General features: G+C 58.8%; 18 protein-coding genes and 1 tRNA gene. 16 read left to right on the forward strand and 3 right to left on the reverse strand.

What is annotated here, in order from left to right; translation table 11 throughout:
* Positions 1-74: 74 nt before the first annotated feature.
* Positions 75-1,142 (reverse strand): GGDEF domain-containing protein, encoded by a 1,068-nt coding sequence (locus ACWPW0_RS06290; protein ID WP_454254766.1) that lies wholly within the window; start codon positions 1,140-1,142, stop codon positions 75-77.
* Positions 1,143-1,233: 91 nt separating this feature from the next.
* Positions 1,234-1,704, reverse strand: a complete 471-nt coding sequence (locus tag ACWPW0_RS06295; protein WP_447590033.1) for a Dps family protein — start codon at positions 1,702-1,704, stop codon at positions 1,234-1,236.
* A 437-nt stretch (positions 1,705-2,141) separates the two neighbouring features.
* On the opposite strand from ACWPW0_RS06295, the gene aspS reads away from it, so the two are divergent.
* The 16 genes from aspS (at position 2,142) to nadA (ending at position 15,588) form a co-directional block, all read left to right on the forward strand.
* Positions 2,142-3,917 carry an aspartate--tRNA ligase gene (aspS, locus tag ACWPW0_RS06300; RefSeq protein ID WP_454254767.1) on the forward strand — a complete coding sequence of 592 codons (1,776 nt, stop codon included), beginning with the start codon at positions 2,142-2,144 and terminating at the stop codon, positions 3,915-3,917.
* 109 nt (positions 3,918-4,026) lie between these two features.
* Complete coding sequence (locus ACWPW0_RS06305) at positions 4,027-4,776, forward strand: YebC/PmpR family DNA-binding transcriptional regulator (protein WP_447590037.1); 750 nt, start codon at positions 4,027-4,029, stop codon at positions 4,774-4,776.
* 257 nt (positions 4,777-5,033) lie between these two features.
* The gene (gene ruvC, locus ACWPW0_RS06310; protein WP_454254768.1) at positions 5,034-5,558 is read left to right on the forward strand and encodes a crossover junction endodeoxyribonuclease RuvC; all 525 of its coding nucleotides are present in this window, start codon (positions 5,034-5,036) and stop codon (positions 5,556-5,558) included.
* A 21-nt stretch (positions 5,559-5,579) separates the two neighbouring features.
* Positions 5,580-6,185: a Holliday junction branch migration protein RuvA gene (ruvA, locus tag ACWPW0_RS06315; RefSeq protein ID WP_454254769.1), complete on the forward strand. Its 606-nt coding sequence runs from the start codon at positions 5,580-5,582 to the stop codon at positions 6,183-6,185.
* Between the two features lie 141 nt (positions 6,186-6,326).
* Complete coding sequence (gene ruvB, locus ACWPW0_RS06320; protein ID WP_454254770.1) at positions 6,327-7,379, forward strand: Holliday junction branch migration DNA helicase RuvB; 1,053 nt, start codon at positions 6,327-6,329, stop codon at positions 7,377-7,379.
* A 53-nt stretch (positions 7,380-7,432) separates the two neighbouring features.
* Positions 7,433-7,879 carry a tol-pal system-associated acyl-CoA thioesterase gene (gene ybgC / locus ACWPW0_RS06325; RefSeq protein WP_447590044.1) on the forward strand — a complete coding sequence of 149 codons (447 nt, stop codon included), beginning with the start codon at positions 7,433-7,435 and terminating at the stop codon, positions 7,877-7,879.
* 2 nt (positions 7,880-7,881) lie between these two features.
* On the forward strand, positions 7,882-8,577 hold the full coding sequence (gene tolQ / locus ACWPW0_RS06330) for a protein TolQ (RefSeq protein WP_447590046.1): 696 nt from the start codon (positions 7,882-7,884) through the stop codon (positions 8,575-8,577).
* A 10-nt stretch (positions 8,578-8,587) separates the two neighbouring features.
* Positions 8,588-9,046 (forward strand): protein TolR, encoded by a 459-nt coding sequence (gene tolR, locus ACWPW0_RS06335; RefSeq protein WP_447590048.1) that lies wholly within the window; start codon positions 8,588-8,590, stop codon positions 9,044-9,046.
* Positions 9,043-10,032 (forward strand): cell envelope integrity protein TolA, encoded by a 990-nt coding sequence (gene tolA / locus ACWPW0_RS06340; RefSeq protein WP_454254771.1) that lies wholly within the window; start codon positions 9,043-9,045, stop codon positions 10,030-10,032. The genes tolR and tolA overlap by 4 nt, the downstream gene beginning before the upstream one ends.
* 38 nt (positions 10,033-10,070) lie before the next feature.
* A complete protein-coding gene (gene tolB, locus ACWPW0_RS06345; protein WP_454256700.1) occupies positions 10,071-11,330 on the forward strand; it encodes a Tol-Pal system beta propeller repeat protein TolB in 1,260 nt (419 codons plus the stop codon).
* 58 nt (positions 11,331-11,388) lie between these two features.
* Positions 11,389-11,886 (forward strand): peptidoglycan-associated lipoprotein Pal, encoded by a 498-nt coding sequence (gene pal / locus ACWPW0_RS06350; protein WP_447590053.1) that lies wholly within the window; start codon positions 11,389-11,391, stop codon positions 11,884-11,886.
* 6 nt (positions 11,887-11,892) lie between these two features.
* On the forward strand, positions 11,893-12,705 hold the full coding sequence (ybgF, locus tag ACWPW0_RS06355) for a tol-pal system protein YbgF (RefSeq protein ID WP_454254772.1): 813 nt from the start codon (positions 11,893-11,895) through the stop codon (positions 12,703-12,705).
* A gap of 113 nt (positions 12,706-12,818) precedes the next feature.
* Positions 12,819-13,463, forward strand: coding sequence for a 7-carboxy-7-deazaguanine synthase QueE (gene queE / locus ACWPW0_RS06360; protein WP_447590056.1), 645 nt, complete (start codon positions 12,819-12,821; stop codon positions 13,461-13,463).
* A gap of 2 nt (positions 13,464-13,465) precedes the next feature.
* Positions 13,466-14,140 (forward strand): 7-cyano-7-deazaguanine synthase QueC, encoded by a 675-nt coding sequence (queC, locus tag ACWPW0_RS06365; protein ID WP_454254773.1) that lies wholly within the window; start codon positions 13,466-13,468, stop codon positions 14,138-14,140.
* Between the two features lie 55 nt (positions 14,141-14,195).
* A tRNA-Lys gene (locus ACWPW0_RS06370) sits at positions 14,196-14,271 on the forward strand.
* A 258-nt stretch (positions 14,272-14,529) separates the two neighbouring features.
* Entirely contained in the window at positions 14,530-15,588 is a 1,059-nt protein-coding gene (gene nadA / locus ACWPW0_RS06375) for a quinolinate synthase NadA (RefSeq protein ID WP_454254774.1), read from the forward strand.
* A 65-nt stretch (positions 15,589-15,653) separates the two neighbouring features.
* Here nadA and ACWPW0_RS06380 read toward each other — a convergent pair whose 3' ends face one another.
* Positions 15,654-17,087 (reverse strand): M48 family metalloprotease, encoded by a 1,434-nt coding sequence (locus ACWPW0_RS06380; RefSeq protein WP_454254775.1) that lies wholly within the window; start codon positions 17,085-17,087, stop codon positions 15,654-15,656.
* Positions 17,088-17,179 lie beyond the last annotated feature (92 nt).

Consider the following 17,179-nt stretch of genomic DNA (forward strand, 5'->3'; position numbering starts at 1 on the left):
GGCCGCCTATGTCCCGACAGTTACCTGCCGGGAACACGGGCCGTATTTAACAGCAAAGCGGATGGGTACTCAAATCAAGCGCTTAGCACGGGCTCTTTGGGCGTTGGGTGGATCTGGTTGCGGCCGTTACGCTTGGCTTGATACAGCGCATCGTCGGCCCGGGTCAGCAGGCTTTCGAAGGTGTCTTCCGGGTGGGCCAATGCCAGGCCGAAGGAGGCGGTGATGCTATCCAGCAATTTGTCTGTCGTGCGGACTTTGACTCTCAGGGCCTGAACCTTGAGGCGTAATTGCTCGGCAAAGGCGTGGGCGCTATTCAGATCAGGGCAGTCGCGCAGGATGACGCAGAACTCTTCGCCCCCATAACGTGCGGCAATACCGCGAGGGGGAAGCCGGTCGCGCAGTAGCTGCCCGACATGTTGCAGAACGCGGTCTCCCAGGGGATGGCCATATTGATCATTGAACTGCTTGAAGTGGTCGATATCGAGAATGATCAGTGCCAGACCTTGCGTATCGGTGCTGAGGGCCTGCTCCAGTAAGCGAGTAAATGCATGGCGGTTGAAGACGTTGGTCAGGCTGTCAACTGTGGCGGCAACGTGAGCTCGTTCCAGTTGGCTACGCAGGTGTTGAATCTCTGATTGGGCGGCGCGCAGGCGGTACAGAAACTTTTCTTGTTGGGCCTGCATCTCCTGGGTGCTCTGCTGGAGCTCGTTGAGCACGCTGGGCAGGTCTTCGATGACGGGCTCTTGCAGGGCGGCAAGGCCAAGGTTGAGGCTGCTCTGATAATTCAGGTTGCCGCTCACGCTGTGCTCGACATCACTTTCGATATCGTCGACCAGGGTGATGACTTGCTGTTGGCCTGCGCGTGCTTCATCGAGCTCGCCCCGGATAATGTGCTCGCGAAACAGTTTGGCTGCGGCGTCTGGAGGGAAACTGTCAAAATCCTGAGTGATCTTGTCCAGGCGGCGATTCAGATCAGGATCTGCCCCTTTGCTGTAGGCGTACCACAGCGCGTAGTGCATGGGGTTGGGCGGAATGTCATGGCGCACCATATGAGGTACCGCCTGCTTTAGCAGGTCGGCAGCCTCGCGCGTTTCTTCGGGATACAGTTCGAGTATCGATGGCGCTTTAGGCGGTTGGCTCATTCATGTCGCTGCTGTTAAAGGGCGGTATGGGGTTTGGGTATATCTGGCAAAAGGCCCGGACTAGCCGGGCCTGTTTGCACGTCGGGATGTATCAGGCTGCGAGCAGGCTGCGTAGCATCCAGGCGGTTTTCTCATGAACCTGCATGCGCTGGGTCAGAAGGTCGGCAGTCGGTTCGTCGCTGACCTTGTCCAGCAGTGGGAAGATTCCGCGCGCGGTACGCACGACGGCTTCCTGGCCTTGTACCAGCAGCTTGATCATGTCTTCGGCGGTTGGAACGCCTTCTTCTTCCTTGATCGAGGACAGGCGGGCATAGGCCGCGTAGGTGCCTGGTGCAGGGAAGCCCAGTGCGCGTATGCGTTCGGCGATCAGGTCGACAGCCAGGGCCAGCTCGGTGTACTGCGCCTCGAACATCAGGTGCAGGGTATTGAACATCGGTCCGGTGACGTTCCAGTGGAAATTGTGGGTTTTCAGGTAAAGGGTGTAGGTATCTGCCAATAGGCGAGAAAGACCTTCAGCGATGGCTGCGCGGTCCTGTTCAGCAATGCCGATGTTGATTTCCATAGCTGCATTTCTCCTCTAGGGATGATCGGGTTTGCGCTTTGCCGCAATGGGAAAAATCCTATCACGGGCACGTGTTCAACTGGGTTGGCTTGTGTCAATGGAATCGATGCTTCGAGTCTATCGTTTGCGCAGAGGTTCCAGATGTCCTTGTAGGCAGGTGCTCGCAAGTATAGAAGCGTCTGGGGCGGTCATCCGGTGAGCGGCTGCACCGTCTCGCTTAACCATATATAATCCCGCCCCTTGCTCTGGATAAGGCGGTGTGCCTGCTTCTTGCCCTGTGGGGCGGTGGTTTGGCGTGAGCCCTGTCCGAATTGACGGAAGTCTGGCGGTATCGCTGGGCAATGAGCCTCTACAAGGGCTGCTGTGAACGCGGCCTCGATGCCAGCGAGCGGCTGGCCTGATGAATTCAAGACTGATTAGAGAAGCGAACCACGATCATGATGCGCAGCCACTATTGCGGCCAGTTGAACGAGAGCCTGGACGGTCAGGAAGTCACCCTTTGCGGTTGGGTCCATCGTCGTCGCGACCACGGGGGTGTGATTTTCCTCGATATCCGCGACCGTGAAGGTCTGGCTCAGGTGGTATTCGATCCGGATCGCGCCGAGACCTTTGCCAAGGCTGACCGCGTGCGCAGCGAGTACGTCGTCAAGATCGTCGGCAAAGTGCGTGTAAGGCCAGAGGGTGCGCGCAACGCCAACATGGCCTCCGGTGCTATCGAGGTACTGGGCTACGAGCTGGAAGTGCTCAACGAAGCTGAAACCCCACCGTTCCCGCTCAATGAATACAGCGATGTAGGCGAGGAAACCCGCCTGCGCTACCGCTTTATCGACCTGCGTCGCCCGGAAATGGCCGAGAAGCTCAAGCTGCGTTCGCGTATCACCAGCAGTATCCGTCGCTACCTCGACGACAACGGCTTCCTCGACGTGGAAACGCCGATTCTGACCCGCGCCACCCCGGAAGGCGCACGCGACTATCTGGTGCCGAGCCGCACCCACGCTGGCAGCTTCTTTGCCCTGCCGCAGTCGCCGCAGCTGTTCAAGCAATTGCTGATGGTTGCTGGCTTCGACCGCTACTACCAGATCGCCAAGTGCTTCCGCGACGAAGACCTGCGTGCCGACCGTCAGCCGGAATTCACCCAGATCGACATCGAGACCAGCTTCCTCGACGAAAGCGACATCATGGGCATCACCGAGACCATGGTGCGCAACCTGTTCAAGGAAGTGCTTGACGTCGAGTTCGGCGAGCTGCCGCACATGACCCTGGCTGAAGCCATGCGCCGCTTCGGCTCCGACAAACCCGACCTGCGCATTCCGCTGGAACTGGTCGATGTTGCCGATCAGCTCAAGGATGTCGACTTCAAGGTCTTCTCCGGACCGGCCAACGATCCGAAAGGCCGCGTTGCTGCGCTGCGGGTGCCAGGTGGGGCGAGCATGCCGCGCAAGCAGATCGACGACTACACCAAGTTCGTCGGCAACTACGGCGCCAAGGGGCTGGCCTATATCAAGGTCAACGAGCGCGCCAAAGGCGTCGAAGGCCTGCAGTCTCCGATCGTCAAGAACATTGCCGAGCCGAATCTCAACGAGATTCTCGATCGCGTTGGCGCGGCCGACGGCGACATCGTGTTCTTTGGTGCTGACAAGGCCAAGGTGGTTTGCGATGCGCTGGGCGCTTTGCGCATCAAGCTGGGTCATGACCTGAACCTGCTGACAGCCGAGTGGGCGCCGCTGTGGGTCGTCGACTTCCCGATGTTCGAAGAGAATGACGACGGCAGCCTGACTGCCATGCATCACCCGTTCACCGCGCCGAAATGCACGCCGGCCGAGCTGGAGGCCAACCCGTCTGCAGCGCTGTCGCGTGCCTATGACATGGTGCTCAACGGTACTGAGCTGGGTGGTGGTTCGATCCGTATCCACGACAAGGCCATGCAGCAGACCGTGTTCCGCGTGCTGGGTATCAGCGAAGACGAGCAGCAGGAGAAGTTCGGCTTCCTCCTCGATGCGCTGAAGTTCGGTGCGCCGCCCCATGGTGGCCTGGCCTTCGGTCTGGATCGCTTGGTCATGCTGATGACGGGGGCCAGTTCGATCCGGGAGGTGATCGCCTTCCCGAAAACCCAGAGTGCGGCCTGTGTCATGACGCAGGCGCCGGGGCTTGTCGACAACAAGGCGCTGCGCGAATTGCACATTCGTCTGCGCGAGCAGCCCAAGGCCGAGTAAGCCGACACAAGAAGCCTGGATTTCCAGGCTTCTTTCATTAAGGGGCGGACGCAGAGACTCGAACTCTCACGCCGGTAGCAACCTTCAGTAGAAAGAAATGGAGTGAGTTATGGCTGGTCATTCCAAGTGGGCCAACATCAAACACCGCAAAGGGCGTCAGGACGCCAAGCGCGGCAAGATCTTCACCAAGCTGATCCGTGAGCTGACCGTAGCCGCCAAGCATGGTGGCGGCATACCGGCGGATAATCCACGTCTGCGCCTGGCGGTAGACAAGGCGCTGACTGCCAACATGTCGCGCGATGTGATCGATCGGGCTATCGCTCGAGGTGCCGGTAACAATGAGGCCGATAACGTTGTCGAGCTGAGCTATGAAGGCTATGCACCAAGTGGCGTGGCCATCATCGTTGAGGCCATGACTGATAATCGCAACCGGACCGCAGCTGAGGTGCGTCACGCCTTCACCAAGTGCGGCGGAAATCTCGGCACTGACGGGTCGGTGGCGTACATGTTCGACCGCAAGGGGCAGATCAGCTACGCACCCGGTGTGGATGAGGATGCGTTGATGGAGGCCGCACTCGAGGCGGGGGCTGATGATGTGGTCGCTGCCGATGATGGCTCGGTCGAGGTGTTCACCTCGTTCGGCGATTTTCTGTCGGTCAATGAAGCGCTGACCCAAGCCGGTTTCAAAGGCGATGATGCCGAGATCGCGATGATCCCGTCGCTCAGTGCGCCTGTCGCTGATCTGGAGACCGCGAAAAAGGTCCTCAAATTGATCGACATGCTCGAAGACCTGGACGACGTGCAGAACGTCTATCACAACGCCGAAATCCCTGACGAGATCATGGAACAGCTCGACTGAGTTGGCTCGGCTGTAGAAGCCGGAGTCCTCAGGCACCAATGCTTGGGGGCTCCGGCTTTTTTGTGTCCCGCTATCTCAAAACAGTTTTCGCGATTACGGGTGTTCAGCTGGCCGGCGGCTTCAGGAGGCGTCAGGAGTGTTTGCACTTTTGTTGGTAATGGACGAGTGACGTCATCGGGGTGACCGCTCTATACTCTCGCCTGGATAAATAGACAGTATGTTGTCGCGACGATTGTTGCTGCTGATGGATGAATGGCATGACGCTGATTTTGGGGATCGATCCTGGCTCGCGAATCACCGGCTATGGTGTGGTGCGCGATATAGGGCGAGGTTGCGAGTACGTTGCCTCGGGCTGCATCCGTACCGGCAGCGGTTCGTTACCCGAGCGCTTGCAGGCGGTTTACCGTGGTGTGCGCGAGGTCATTCGCACCCATGGCCCTGTGACCATGGGGATCGAGCAGGTGTTCATGGCCAAGAACGCCGACTCGGCCTTGAAGCTGGGGCAGGCGCGTGGGGCTGCTATCGTCGCCGGAGTGGAAGAGGGCCTGGACATTGCTGAGTACACCGCCACGCAGGTCAAGCAGGCTATCGCTGGAACCGGTGGTGCGGACAAGCAGCAAGTGCAGATGATGGTCATGCACCTGCTCAAACTGGTGCAAAAACCCCAGATCGATGCGTCCGATGCCCTGGCCATCGCCTTGTGTCATGCCCATCATCGGCAGAGCTTGATTCCCCATGGTCTGGCTACGGCAAAGCGCCGTGGTGGCCGGCTGCGTCTTTGACTGATTTAAGGAAACGAATTCGTGATTGGACGTTTGAAAGGCACGCTGGCGGAAAAGCAGCCACCCCACTTGCTGGTTGATGTAAATGGTGTGGGGTATGAGATCGAAGTGCCCATGACCACGCTTTATCGCTTGCCTGCACTAGGTGAGCCCGTGACGCTGCACACCCATCTGGTGGTGCGCGAAGATGCTCACCTGCTCTACGGCTTTGCCGAGAAGCGCGAGCGCGAGCTGTTTCGTGAGCTGATCCGCCTCAATGGCGTGGGTCCCAAGCTGGCGTTGGCGCTGATGTCCGGTCTGGAGGTCGACGAGCTGGTACGCTGCGTGCAGGCCGGTGATACCTCCACCTTGGTCAAGGTGCCTGGCGTGGGCAAGAAAACCGCTGAGCGCCTGCTCGTTGAGCTGAAAGATCGCTTCAAGGCTTGGGAAAGCATGCCGTCCATCTCTGGGCTGGTGGTTGAACCACGCGCCGGTGTGGCAGTCTCAAGCGCGGAGAATGATGCGGTCAGTGCCTTGATCTCCCTTGGCTTCAAGCCGCAGGAAGCGAGTCGCGCAGTGGCGCAGGTAGGGGAGGAAGGATTGAGTAGCGAGGAGCTGATCCGTCGCGCGCTGAAAGGAATGGTCTAAGCACTGCTCCACCCGGAGGCATGCCGATAGCGCAGCCGTAGAAACGCCTAAGGGCATTTATTTATGACGGAATGGTCTTGTGCTGCTGGCGCAGACCCCCGGTTTTGCCAAGTTGGCAAGATTCGAAACAGGTTCTGATACGTGATTGAAGCCGACCGCCTGATAACCGCCAGTAGCCGCGACCGCGATGAGCAGTTGGACCGTGCCATTCGTCCTCTGCGCCTGGCCGATTACATCGGGCAGCCGAATGTGCGCGAGCAGATGGAGCTGTTCATCCAGGCCGCAAGGAATCGCAAGGAGGCGCTGGATCACACGCTGATCTTCGGCCCGCCTGGTCTGGGCAAGACCACCTTGGCCAATATCATCGCCCAGGAAATGGGCGTGGCGATCAAAAGTACATCTGGCCCGGTGCTGGAGCGCCCCGGTGATCTGGCGGCCTTGTTGACCAATCTTGAACCCGGTGATGTGTTGTTCGTCGATGAAATTCATCGCCTGTCGCCGATTGTCGAGGAAGTGCTGTATCCGGCAATGGAGGACTTCCAGCTCGATATCATGATCGGCGAAGGGCCTGCTGCCCGCTCAATCAAGCTTGATCTACCTCCGTTCACCCTGGTCGGTGCCACCACACGGGCTGGAATGTTGACCAACCCGCTGCGTGACCGTTTTGGCATCGTGCAGCGCCTCGAGTTCTACAACACGGCGGACCTGACCACGATTGTTCGGCGTTCTGCGGAAATCCTCGGTCTGCCGACCGAGGCCGAAGGGGCGTTCGAAATTGCCCGCCGGGCGCGTGGCACACCGCGTATAGCCAACCGCCTGTTGCGGCGGGTGCGTGATTTCGCCGAGGTGCGGGGGACCGGGCAGATTTCCCGGCAAGTGGCCGATCAGGCACTCAATCTGCTGGATGTCGATGAACATGGCTTCGATCATCAGGATCGCCGTCTGTTGCTGACCATGATCGACAAGTTCGATGGTGGCCCGGTGGGAATCGACAGTCTGGCCGCGGCTATCAGTGAAGAGCGCCATACCATCGAGGATGTGCTGGAGCCTTATCTGATCCAGCAGGGCTATATCATGCGTACGCCACGTGGGCGGGTAGTGACGCGTCACGCCTACCTGCACTTCGGCCTCAATGTGCCGAAACGTCTGGGTGAAACGCCCACGGCCGATCTTTTCGCGTCTGGTAATGAATAGTTGAAAAACAGGGGTCTGAGCCGATTGGCAAGGCCAGGAGTAAGCACTAGAGTATGCGCGCGCAAAACGAGGCCACTGTGTTCACCCATCGCTGTCGGGTTTATTACGAAGATACCGACGCTGGCGGCATCGTCTATTACGTCAATTACCTCAAGTTCATGGAGCGGGCTCGCACCGAGCGCTTGCGTGATCTGGGCTTTGCCCAGTCTTCGCTTGCCACGCAAGACCTGTTGTTCGTTGTGCATTCAGCCGAGGCGCGTTATCACGCGCCGGCCAAATTGGATGACGAGCTTTTAATCACTGCCGAAGTGATCGAGTTAAACCGTGTCAGCCTGCGCTTTCGTCAACAGGTGAGGCGGGTAGCGGATGAAACGCTGCTCTGTGAAGGGCAGTTCCTGGTGGCCTGTGTGCGCGCCGACAGTTTGAAACCCCGTGCCATCCCCGAAGTGCTGCGTTCAGCCTTTGCCGGTGTTGCGGGTCTATCCCCAGCAGGAGAGTAAGCGTGGAAGCCAACGCCGTTGACCATATGTCCATGTGGAGCCTGATCAGCAACGCCAGTTTCGTGGTGCAGCTGGTCATGCTTATCCTGGTGGCTGCATCCGTCACTTCATGGATCATGATCTTTCAGCGCAGCACCATGCTGCGTGCCGCGAAGAAGTCCCTGGATGTTTTCGAAGAGCGTTTCTGGTCGGGCATCGACCTGTCCAAGCTCTATCGCCAGGCCGGTAGCAATCCAGACCCGGATTGCGGAGTCGAGCAAATCTTTCGTGCCGGCTTCAAGGAGTTTTCCCGCCTGCGCCAGCAAGCCGGTGTCGATCCGGATGCAGTGATGGACGGTGTGGCCCGTGCCATGCGCGTAGCCATCTCGCGTGAAGAAGAGAAGCTCGAGCAGAGCCTGCCATTCCTCGCCACGGTCGGTTCGACCAGTCCTTACATCGGCCTGTTCGGCACCGTGTGGGGCATCATGAACTCCTTCCGCGGTCTGGCCCAGGTGCAGCAGGCTACGCTGGCGACCGTGGCGCCGGGCATTGCCGAAGCGCTGATCGCCACTGCTATCGGCCTGTTCGCTGCGATTCCGGCGGTCATTGCCTATAACCGCTTCGCCGCTCGTGGCGAAATGTTGATCGGTCGTTATTACACCTTCGCTGACGAATTCCAGGCGATCCTGCACCGCAAAGTGCATACCTCGGAAGACTGAGGCTCAGCTCATGGCCAGAATTCGTAACAGACGCAAGCCAGTCGCCGAGATGAACGTCGTGCCGTACATCGACGTCATGTTAGTGCTGCTGGTGATCTTCATGGTGACCGCGCCGATGCTCAATCAGGGCGTCAAGGTCGATCTGCCCAAGGTCTCGAGTGAGGCATTGCCTCAGGACAACAACTCCCGTGTGCTGACCGTTTCCATCAAGGCGGACAAGTCCTATTACTGGAACATGGGCGAAGAGGTCGACACCGATCAGAGCAAGCAGAGCGAGACAGCCACTGACCTGCCCAAGTTGGTGCAGACGGTGAGTGCCATCATGAGCCAGAACGCTGCGCAGGGTAAAAAGGTGCAGGTGTTCGTGCGCGGTGACAAGTCGGTCGACTACGGCTCTGTCATGGCGGTAATGGGCGGTTTGCAGCAGGCTGGCGTGGGCAACGTCGGGCTGATAACCGAGGCGCCTTGATGCAGCAGAGCGCACGCTCCTCCTCGGAAAGCTATTTCTGGCCGACCATCTGGGCGGTGGGTCTGCACGTCCTGATGTTCGCCATGCTGTTCGTCAGCTTCCACTTTGCTCCTGAGCTTCCGCCGGCCAAGCCAATTGTTCAGGCCACGCTCTATCAGTTGAAGTCGCAAAGTCAGGCCACTACTCAGACCACTCAGAAAATTGCGGGTGAGGCGCAGAAGACTGCGGCCCGTCAGTATGAGGCCGAGCAGTTGGAGGCCAAGAAGGCCGAGCAACAGAAACAAGAGGAACAAAAGAAGACCGAGGCAGCCAAACAACAAGCTGAGGCCGCTAAGGCTGCCGAGGCGAAGAAGGCTGAGGAAAGCAAGAAGGCCGAGGAGACAAAGAAAGCCGAAGAAAAACGCCTCGCCGACGTCGCCAAGAAAAAGGCCGAGGAAGAGGCGAAGAAGAAAGCCGCCGAAGACGCAAAGAAAAAGGCGGCAGAAGACGCCAAGAAGAAAGCCGCGGAAGATGCCAAGAAAAAGGCAGCTGAAGAGGCGAAGAAAAAAGCGGCAGCAGCAGAGGCTGCCAAGAAGAAGTCTCAAGAGGCTGCACGCAAGGCTGCCGAGGATAAGAAGGCGCAGGCCCTGGCTGATTTGCTGTCTGACACGACCCAGCGCCAACAGGCCTTGGCTGACGAGGTCGGCGATCAGGTCGCGGGAAACTTTGATGACCTGATTCGGCAGTATGTATCGCAAAACTGGAGTCGGCCGCCTTCCGCGCGTAATGGTATGCATGTTGTTGTGCAGATCAATATGTTGCCGGACGGCACCATCTCCAATGTCGCTGTGGCCAAATCCAGTGGGGATGGGGCGTTTGACAGCTCGGCTGTAACAGCCGTGCGCAATGTGGGTCGTATCAGTGAAATGGCAGGGCTTAGTCCACGTGATTTCAATCCCTACCGTTCGTTCAAGATGACATTTACGCCTGAGGATCTGGACCTGTGATCACTATTCTTCGAGGATTTCTTGTTGCTCTCTGCTGCATGGCCACGCTGGCCATGGCTGAGGAAAAGAACATCCTGGTTACCAGCGGTTCTGATCGCGCTATTCCGATTGCCGTGGTGCCGTTTGGCTGGCAGGGCGGCAGTGTGCTGCCGGAAGACATGGCCGAGATCATCGGCAATGACCTGCGCAACAGTGGGATGTATGAACCGATTTCGCGGCAGAACATGATCAGCTTGCCTACCCAGGCCAGCGAGATCATCTACCGCGATTGGAAGGCATTGAATGCGCAGTATGTGCTGGTGGGCAGTATCGTACCGGCTGGCGGACGTCTGCAGGTGCAGTACGCCTTGTTCAACGTGGCCACCGAGCAGCAGATTGTCACCGGTACTGTGGGTGGTGGGCTCGATCAGTTGCGTGACATGGCTCACCACGTTGCCGATCAGTCTTTCGAGAAGCTCACCGGCATCAAAGGCTCGTTTTCTACCAAGATGCTCTATGTCACGGCTGAGCGTTTTTCGGTGGATAACACCCGCTATACCTTGCAGCGTTCAGACTATGACGGCGCACGAGGTGTGACGCTGTTGCAGTCTCGTGAGCCTATCCTGTCTCCGCGCTATGCGCCGGATGGCCGTCGTATTGCCTACGTATCGTTTGAGCAGCGTCGTCCGCGTATCTTCATTCAGCACATCGATACGGGGCGTCGTGAGCAGATCACCAATTTCGAAGGCCTCAACGGCGCCCCGGCCTGGTCGCCGGACGGTAATCGTCTGGCGTTCGTGCTGTCCAAGGACGGCAATCCGGAAATCTATGTAATGGATCTGGGTACTCGTCAGTTGCAGCGTGTGACGAATCACTATGCGATCGATACCGAACCGTTCTGGGGTAAGGATGGCCAAACCATCTACTTCACCTCCGACCGTGCAGGCAAGCCGCAGATCTACAAACTGAACATTGCGTCGGGTGCAGTTGAGCGTGTGACCTTCACTGGTAACTACAACGCCAACCCCAAATTGTCGGCGGATGAGAAGACGCTGGTAATGATCCATCGTCAGGATGGCTTCACCAACTTCAAAGTGGCTGCACAGGACCTGGTAACCAGTCGCCTGCGGATACTTTCGGAAACCAGTCTCGATGATTCGCCCACTGTTGCGCCCAATGGCACCATGCTAATCTACGCCACCCGCCAGCAGGGCCGGGGCGTGCTGATGCTCGTCTCAACCAATGGACGCGTCAGGCTCCCGATTCCCACAGCACAGGGCGATGTTCGGGAGCCTTCTTGGTCTCCCTACCTGAACTGATGTGGTACCAACACGTTTTGCTTTAAAACACACCTGGGGTTTCATTAGGAGTTACATCATGGAAATGCTGAAATTTGGCAAGTTTGCTGCACTGAGTCTGGCTCTGGCCGTTGCTGTTGGTTGCTCGTCCAAAGGCGGCGACAACTCTGGCGAAGGCGCTATCGATCCTAACGCTGGTTACAACGCCGGCGGTAGCGGTGTTGACGGTTCCCTGAGCGAAGAAGCCGCTCTGCGCGCCATCACCACCTTCTACTTCGAATACGACAGCTCCGACCTGAAGCCAGAAGCCATGCGCGCTCTGGACGTTCACGCCAAAGACCTGAAAGGCAATGGCGCTCGCGTCGTTCTGGAAGGCCACACTGACGAGCGCGGCACACGCGAGTACAACATGGCTCTGGGCGAGCGTCGTGCGAAAGCCGTTCAACGCTACCTGGTTCTGCAGGGCGTTTCCCCGGCTCAGCTGGAACTGGTTTCCTACGGTAAAGAGCGTCCGGTTGCCACTGGCAGCGACGAGCAGTCCTGGGCTCAGAACCGTCGCGTCGAACTGCGTAAGTAATTCGTCATGCGTAAGTGCCTTCGTGCAGTAATTTCGTTGGCTCTCACTCTGCCGCTAGCGGCAGTGGCTGAGGTTCCTGTGGTGGATGGCGGCGCCGGTTACGGCAGTAGTAGCTACCCACCAGCGGGTTATGGCACGAATGGCGCCTATGCTGGGGGCGGAGCTTCGGCTCCGACCTCGGCACAGGGCGAGTTGTTCATGCAGTTGCAGCAGATGCAGACAGAAATCGCTCAGCTGCGCGGCATGGTTGAAGAGCAACAGAACGAAATTCAGCGCCTCAAGCAAGAAAGCCTGGCGCGTTATCAGGATATTGACAGCCGTCTGGCTGGCGGTGCCGCTACTTCTACCCAGAATTCTCCAGCCGATGGCGCGATCAACGCCAGCGGCACTCCTGCTGCCCCTGCTCAACAAGCGCCGGCAGCCAGTAATGAACCTTCCGATCCCGCGAAGGAAAAGCTCTATTACGACGCTGCTTTTGATCTGATCAAGGCGAAGGATTTCGACAAGGCTAGCCAGGCCTTCACGGCGTTCCTGCGCAGGTACCCTAATAGCCCGTATGCAGGTAATGCGCAGTACTGGCTGGGTGAGGTCAATCTTGCCAATGGCGATCTGCAGGCTGCCGGCAAGGCGTTTGCCAGTGTCAGCGTGACCTATCCGACCCATGCCAAAGTGCCTGATTCGCTGTTCAAGCTGGCGGATGTCGAGCAGCGTCTTGGTAACACCGACAAGGCTAAGGGGATTCTGCGTCAGCTGATCTCGCAGTTCCCAGGCTCGTCAGCGGCGCAGTTGGCCCAGCGCGACCTGCAGCGCTTGCCCTGACAGATTGACCGCTTCTCAGAAAACCCGCGCCTGCCGCGGGTTTTTCGTTAGAATCGCGCTCCTTTTTCGCAACGGAGGCGGATGGCCTGTTTAGCCGTCACGCCCGGTGCCCTATGCAAACCCTGCGCATTACCGAGATTTTCTACTCGCTGCAGGGCGAAGCGCGTACCAGTGGTTTGCCCACGGTATTCGTTCGCCTGACCGGCTGCCCACTGCGTTGCCAGTACTGCGATACCGCTTATGCCTTCAGTGGCGGCGAGCTCATCAGCCTGGACGCTATTTGCGAGCAGATTGCCCGCTACAAGCCACGTTATGTCTGTGTCACTGGTGGCGAGCCACTGGCTCAGCCGAACTGTATCCCCTTGCTCGAGCGCCTGTGCGATGCTGGTTACGAGGTGTCTCTGGAAACCAGTGGTGCATTGGATATCGCCGGCACCGACGTGCGCGTCAGTCGTGTGGTCGACCTCAAGACGCCGGGCTCGGCCGAAGTGTCGCGCAACCTCTACAGCAATATGGCGCACTTGACCCGCAACGACCAGGTGAAGTTCGTCATCTGCTCGCGTGAGGATTACGACTGGGCCGTTTCGAAGCTGATTGAGTACCGGCTCGACCAGCGTGCGGGTGAGGTGCTGTTCTCGCCCAGTCACCAGCAGGTCAGTGCGCAGGCATTGGCGGATTGGATCATCACCGACAATCTGCCGGTTCGCTTCCAATTGCAGCTGCACAAGATTCTGTGGAATGACGAGCCGGGGCATTGAACATGACTGACAAGAAGGCAGTGGTGTTGCTCTCCGGTGGCCTGGATTCGGCGACCATCCTGGCACAGGCCAAAGCGGCGGGCTTTGTCTGCTACAGCATGAGTTTCGACTATGGTCAGCGTCATCGTGCGGAGCTAAAGGCCGCAGAGCGGGTGGCGCGTCAGCTCGGTGTAATCGAGCACAAGGTGGTTGGGCTCGACCTGAATGGCATGGGTGGCTCAGCATTGACCGATAGCAGCATCGCTGTGCCGGAAAGTCCGGGTGCTGGGATTCCAGTAACCTACGTGCCAGCGCGCAACACGGTATTCCTTGCCTTGGCGCTGGGCTGGGCGGAAGTACTCGGAGCCCACGATATTTTCATTGGCGTGAATGCGGTGGATTATTCGGGTTATCCAGATTGCCGCCCGGCCTTTATCGAGGCGTTCGAGCGTGTTGCCAATCTTGCGACACGAGAAGGGGTGGAGGGCACTGGTTTTCGTATCCAGGCGCCCCTGCAGAATCTGAGCAAAGCGCAGATCATCGAGGTCGGCATGCAGCACGGTGTCGATTATGGGGTGACGGTGTCTTGCTATCAGGCGGATGACGAGGGAAGGGCGTGTGGCCGGTGTGATAGCTGTCGTTTACGTGCAGCCGGTTTTGCGGTGGCGGGAGTGGTCGATCCAACCCGGTATCGATAAAAAATCTGCGGGGTGTTGATTTTGTGAGTTAAATCAGTATCATGCGCTCCGCGTTGGGTCGTTAGCTCAGTTGGTAGAGCAGTTGGCTTTTAACCAATTGGTCGTAGGTTCGAATCCTACACGACCCACCATCAAATCAAGCGAAAAGCCCGTATCCGAAAGGAGGCGGGCTTTTTCGTTTCAGGGCCTATTGCAGGTATTTTGCATGGCCGTCTTAAAGGGTGCGGTCTGCTCCGGTACCCTGAATACAGATGGTCGCTCATGCGGAATCCGGCGAGATGGTCGAACATCGCCCGAAGGCGATGGCCGTGCTGGCGTTCAGAGTGCCCGGAGGCAGCTGTTGGCGCGTATAATCGCCTTCACTGAAAGCATATTCAGAGCCTGATGCCATGACCCAGATTTCCGAACGCCTGTTGGTACAGGCCCATCTCGATGCCAAGCAGCCTGTCCCGCTGACCCCTGAGCAGGAAGCCTTCTATCGCAGTGAGATCGCTGCGGAGCTGAAGAAGCAGAATGCCGTCCTGGTCGCGCACTATTACTGCGACCCTGTGATTCAGGCACTTGCCGAGGAGACAGGCGGCTGTGTGTCCGACTCGCTGGAAATGGCTCGCTTTGGTAATCAGCATTCGGCGCAGACGGTCGTTGTGGCTGGCGTCAAGTTCATGGGCGAGACCGCGAAGATCCTGAATCCGGAAAAACGTGTGCTGATGCCGACCCTGGAGTCGACCTGTTCGCTCGATCTGGGTTGCCCGGTGGATGAGTTTTCGGCGTTCTGTGACCAGTACCCGGAGCGCACCGTAGTGGTTTATGCCAACACATCGGCAGCGGTGAAGGCACGAGCCGACTGGGTGGTGACATCCAGTTGTGCGCTGGAAATCGTCGAAAGTCTGATGGATAACGGCGAGAAGATTCTTTGGGCGCCGGACCAGCACCTGGGGCGTTACATTCAGCGTGAGACGGGGGCTGACATGTTGCTGTGGGACGGTGCGTGCATCGTCCATGAGGAGTTCAAGGCCAAGCAGTTGCAGGACATGAAAGCCCTGTATCCAGAGGCCGCAGTGCTGGTGCACCCTGAATCGCCGGAGGCGGTGATCGATCTGGCGGATGCCGTTGGGTCTACCAGTCAGTTGATCAAGGCAGCGCAGGCGCTGCCGAACAAGATGTTCATCGTCGCGACCGATCGCGGCATTTTCTACAAGATGCAGCAGCTTTGCCCGGACAAGGAGTTCATCGAGGCGCCGACTGCGGGCAACGGCGCGGCTTGTCGCAGCTGTGCGCTATGCCCGTGGATGGCGATGAATACCCTGCAGCGCACCCTGCAATGCTTGCGCGAGGGCAGTAACGAAATTCTCGTCGAGCCGGCCTTGATCCCGCGGGCGATGAAGCCTCTCAAGCGTATGCTGGACTTCACGCAAGCTGCCAGGTTGAAGCTCGCTGGTAATGCCTGAGGTGCGAGTGTGTTGAAAAAGCCCCGCAATGCGGGGCTTTTTTGTATGGCAACGAGGTCGAGGCGCTAGCGCATCATCTTGTCGATGGCGCGTTTTTCTTCAGCCAGGACCTTCTGCCGTGCGTCGATGCGCGATGCCAGGGGGAAATTGCTGCTGGCTCGGCGCTTGGCCAGGTCCAGTTGTGACAGCGCCTGATCATAGTCGCCGACCAGCGCGAAGAACTCGGCCCGCGCCTGGTGTAGACCGATAATATTGCCAGCCAGACCACGCACTTCGGCGACCTGATACCAGATGTCCGGATCGTTCGGGCGGGCCTTGACCAGTTTCTCCAGTGCCTGCTCGGCGTCTTTCGGTTGATTCTGTTTGAGCAGTACGTCGACTCGCGCCTGTTCCAGTGGGTAGCTGTTGGGGTACAGGGTGAGCAGCTTCTCGGCGCGTTGGCGGGCATCGCTCAAGCGATTGTTGGCAAGGTCAAGGTCGATCATCGCCAGGTTGTAGGTCTGGTCATTGGGTGACTTGTTGAGCAGTTCCTGCAGTTCACTACGCGCCTCGGCGAGCTGCCCGCCTTTGATCTGGGCAATGGCCAGGCCATACCGTGCGGCGTCCAGCTTTGGATTTTCGTCGAGCATGGCGCGAAAACGCTTGGCGGCAATCCCGGGGGTTTCCTCAAAGGTCAGTTGCACGCGGGCGCGCAGCAGTTGGTAGCGCAGGCTGTCTTCGACACCGCCCGCCTTGTACTGTTCGGCGCGGTTGCGGGTGTCGGCGATGCGCGACTCGGACACCGGGTGTGTCAGCAGGAATTCTGGCGGTTTGGCGTCGTAGCGGTATTGGCGCATCAGGCGCTCGAACATGCTGGGCATGGCGCGCGGGTCATATCCGGCCTTTTCCAGGTTGATCAGGCCAATACGGTCGGCTTCCTGTTCATTCTGGCGGGAGAAGCGCCGTTGTTCCTGAATGGCGGCAGCCTGGGTCGACATGATGGCGGCGATACCGGCATCCCCGGCGCCGGCTGCTGCGGCAATGATGCCGGCGAGCATGGCGGCCATCATGGGCATCTGCATGCGTTGTTGGGCTTCAATGCCGCGGGCGAAGTGGCGTTGCGACAAGTGAGCCAGCTCGTGGGCCAGCACCGAGGCGTATTCGGCTTCGGTCTGGGCGTAGAGGAACAGGCCGCCGTTGACGCCGACGATCCCACCTGGGGCGGCGAAGGCGTTGAGTTGCGGGCTCTTGAGCAGGACGAACTCCAGGCGGCGGTCCTGCAGCTGGCTGGATTCCGCCAGGCGGTAAACGCTGCTCTCGACGTAGTCCTTGAGCAGGGGGTCGGACAGCTGTGCGACCTGTCCGCGCAGCATGCTCAGCCAGGCACGGCCAAGCTGGTGTTCCTGTTCCGGCGAGACGATCGAGGAGCTGGCATCGCCCAGCGAGGGAAGGTCATCGGCGGAAACCGGCTGGGCGAGCAGGCAGGCGATGGCGAGCAGGGAGGGGCGCAGAAGATTCATGCACGGGGCTCGTGTTGGACAAGGGGGTACTGTAGCTGTCTGGCCCGTCGGCTGGCCAGGGTTGTGCGGCGTGGGTATGCTTGCCGCCTGTT

This window comes from Pseudomonas sp. Marseille-Q8238, assembly GCF_965111915.1.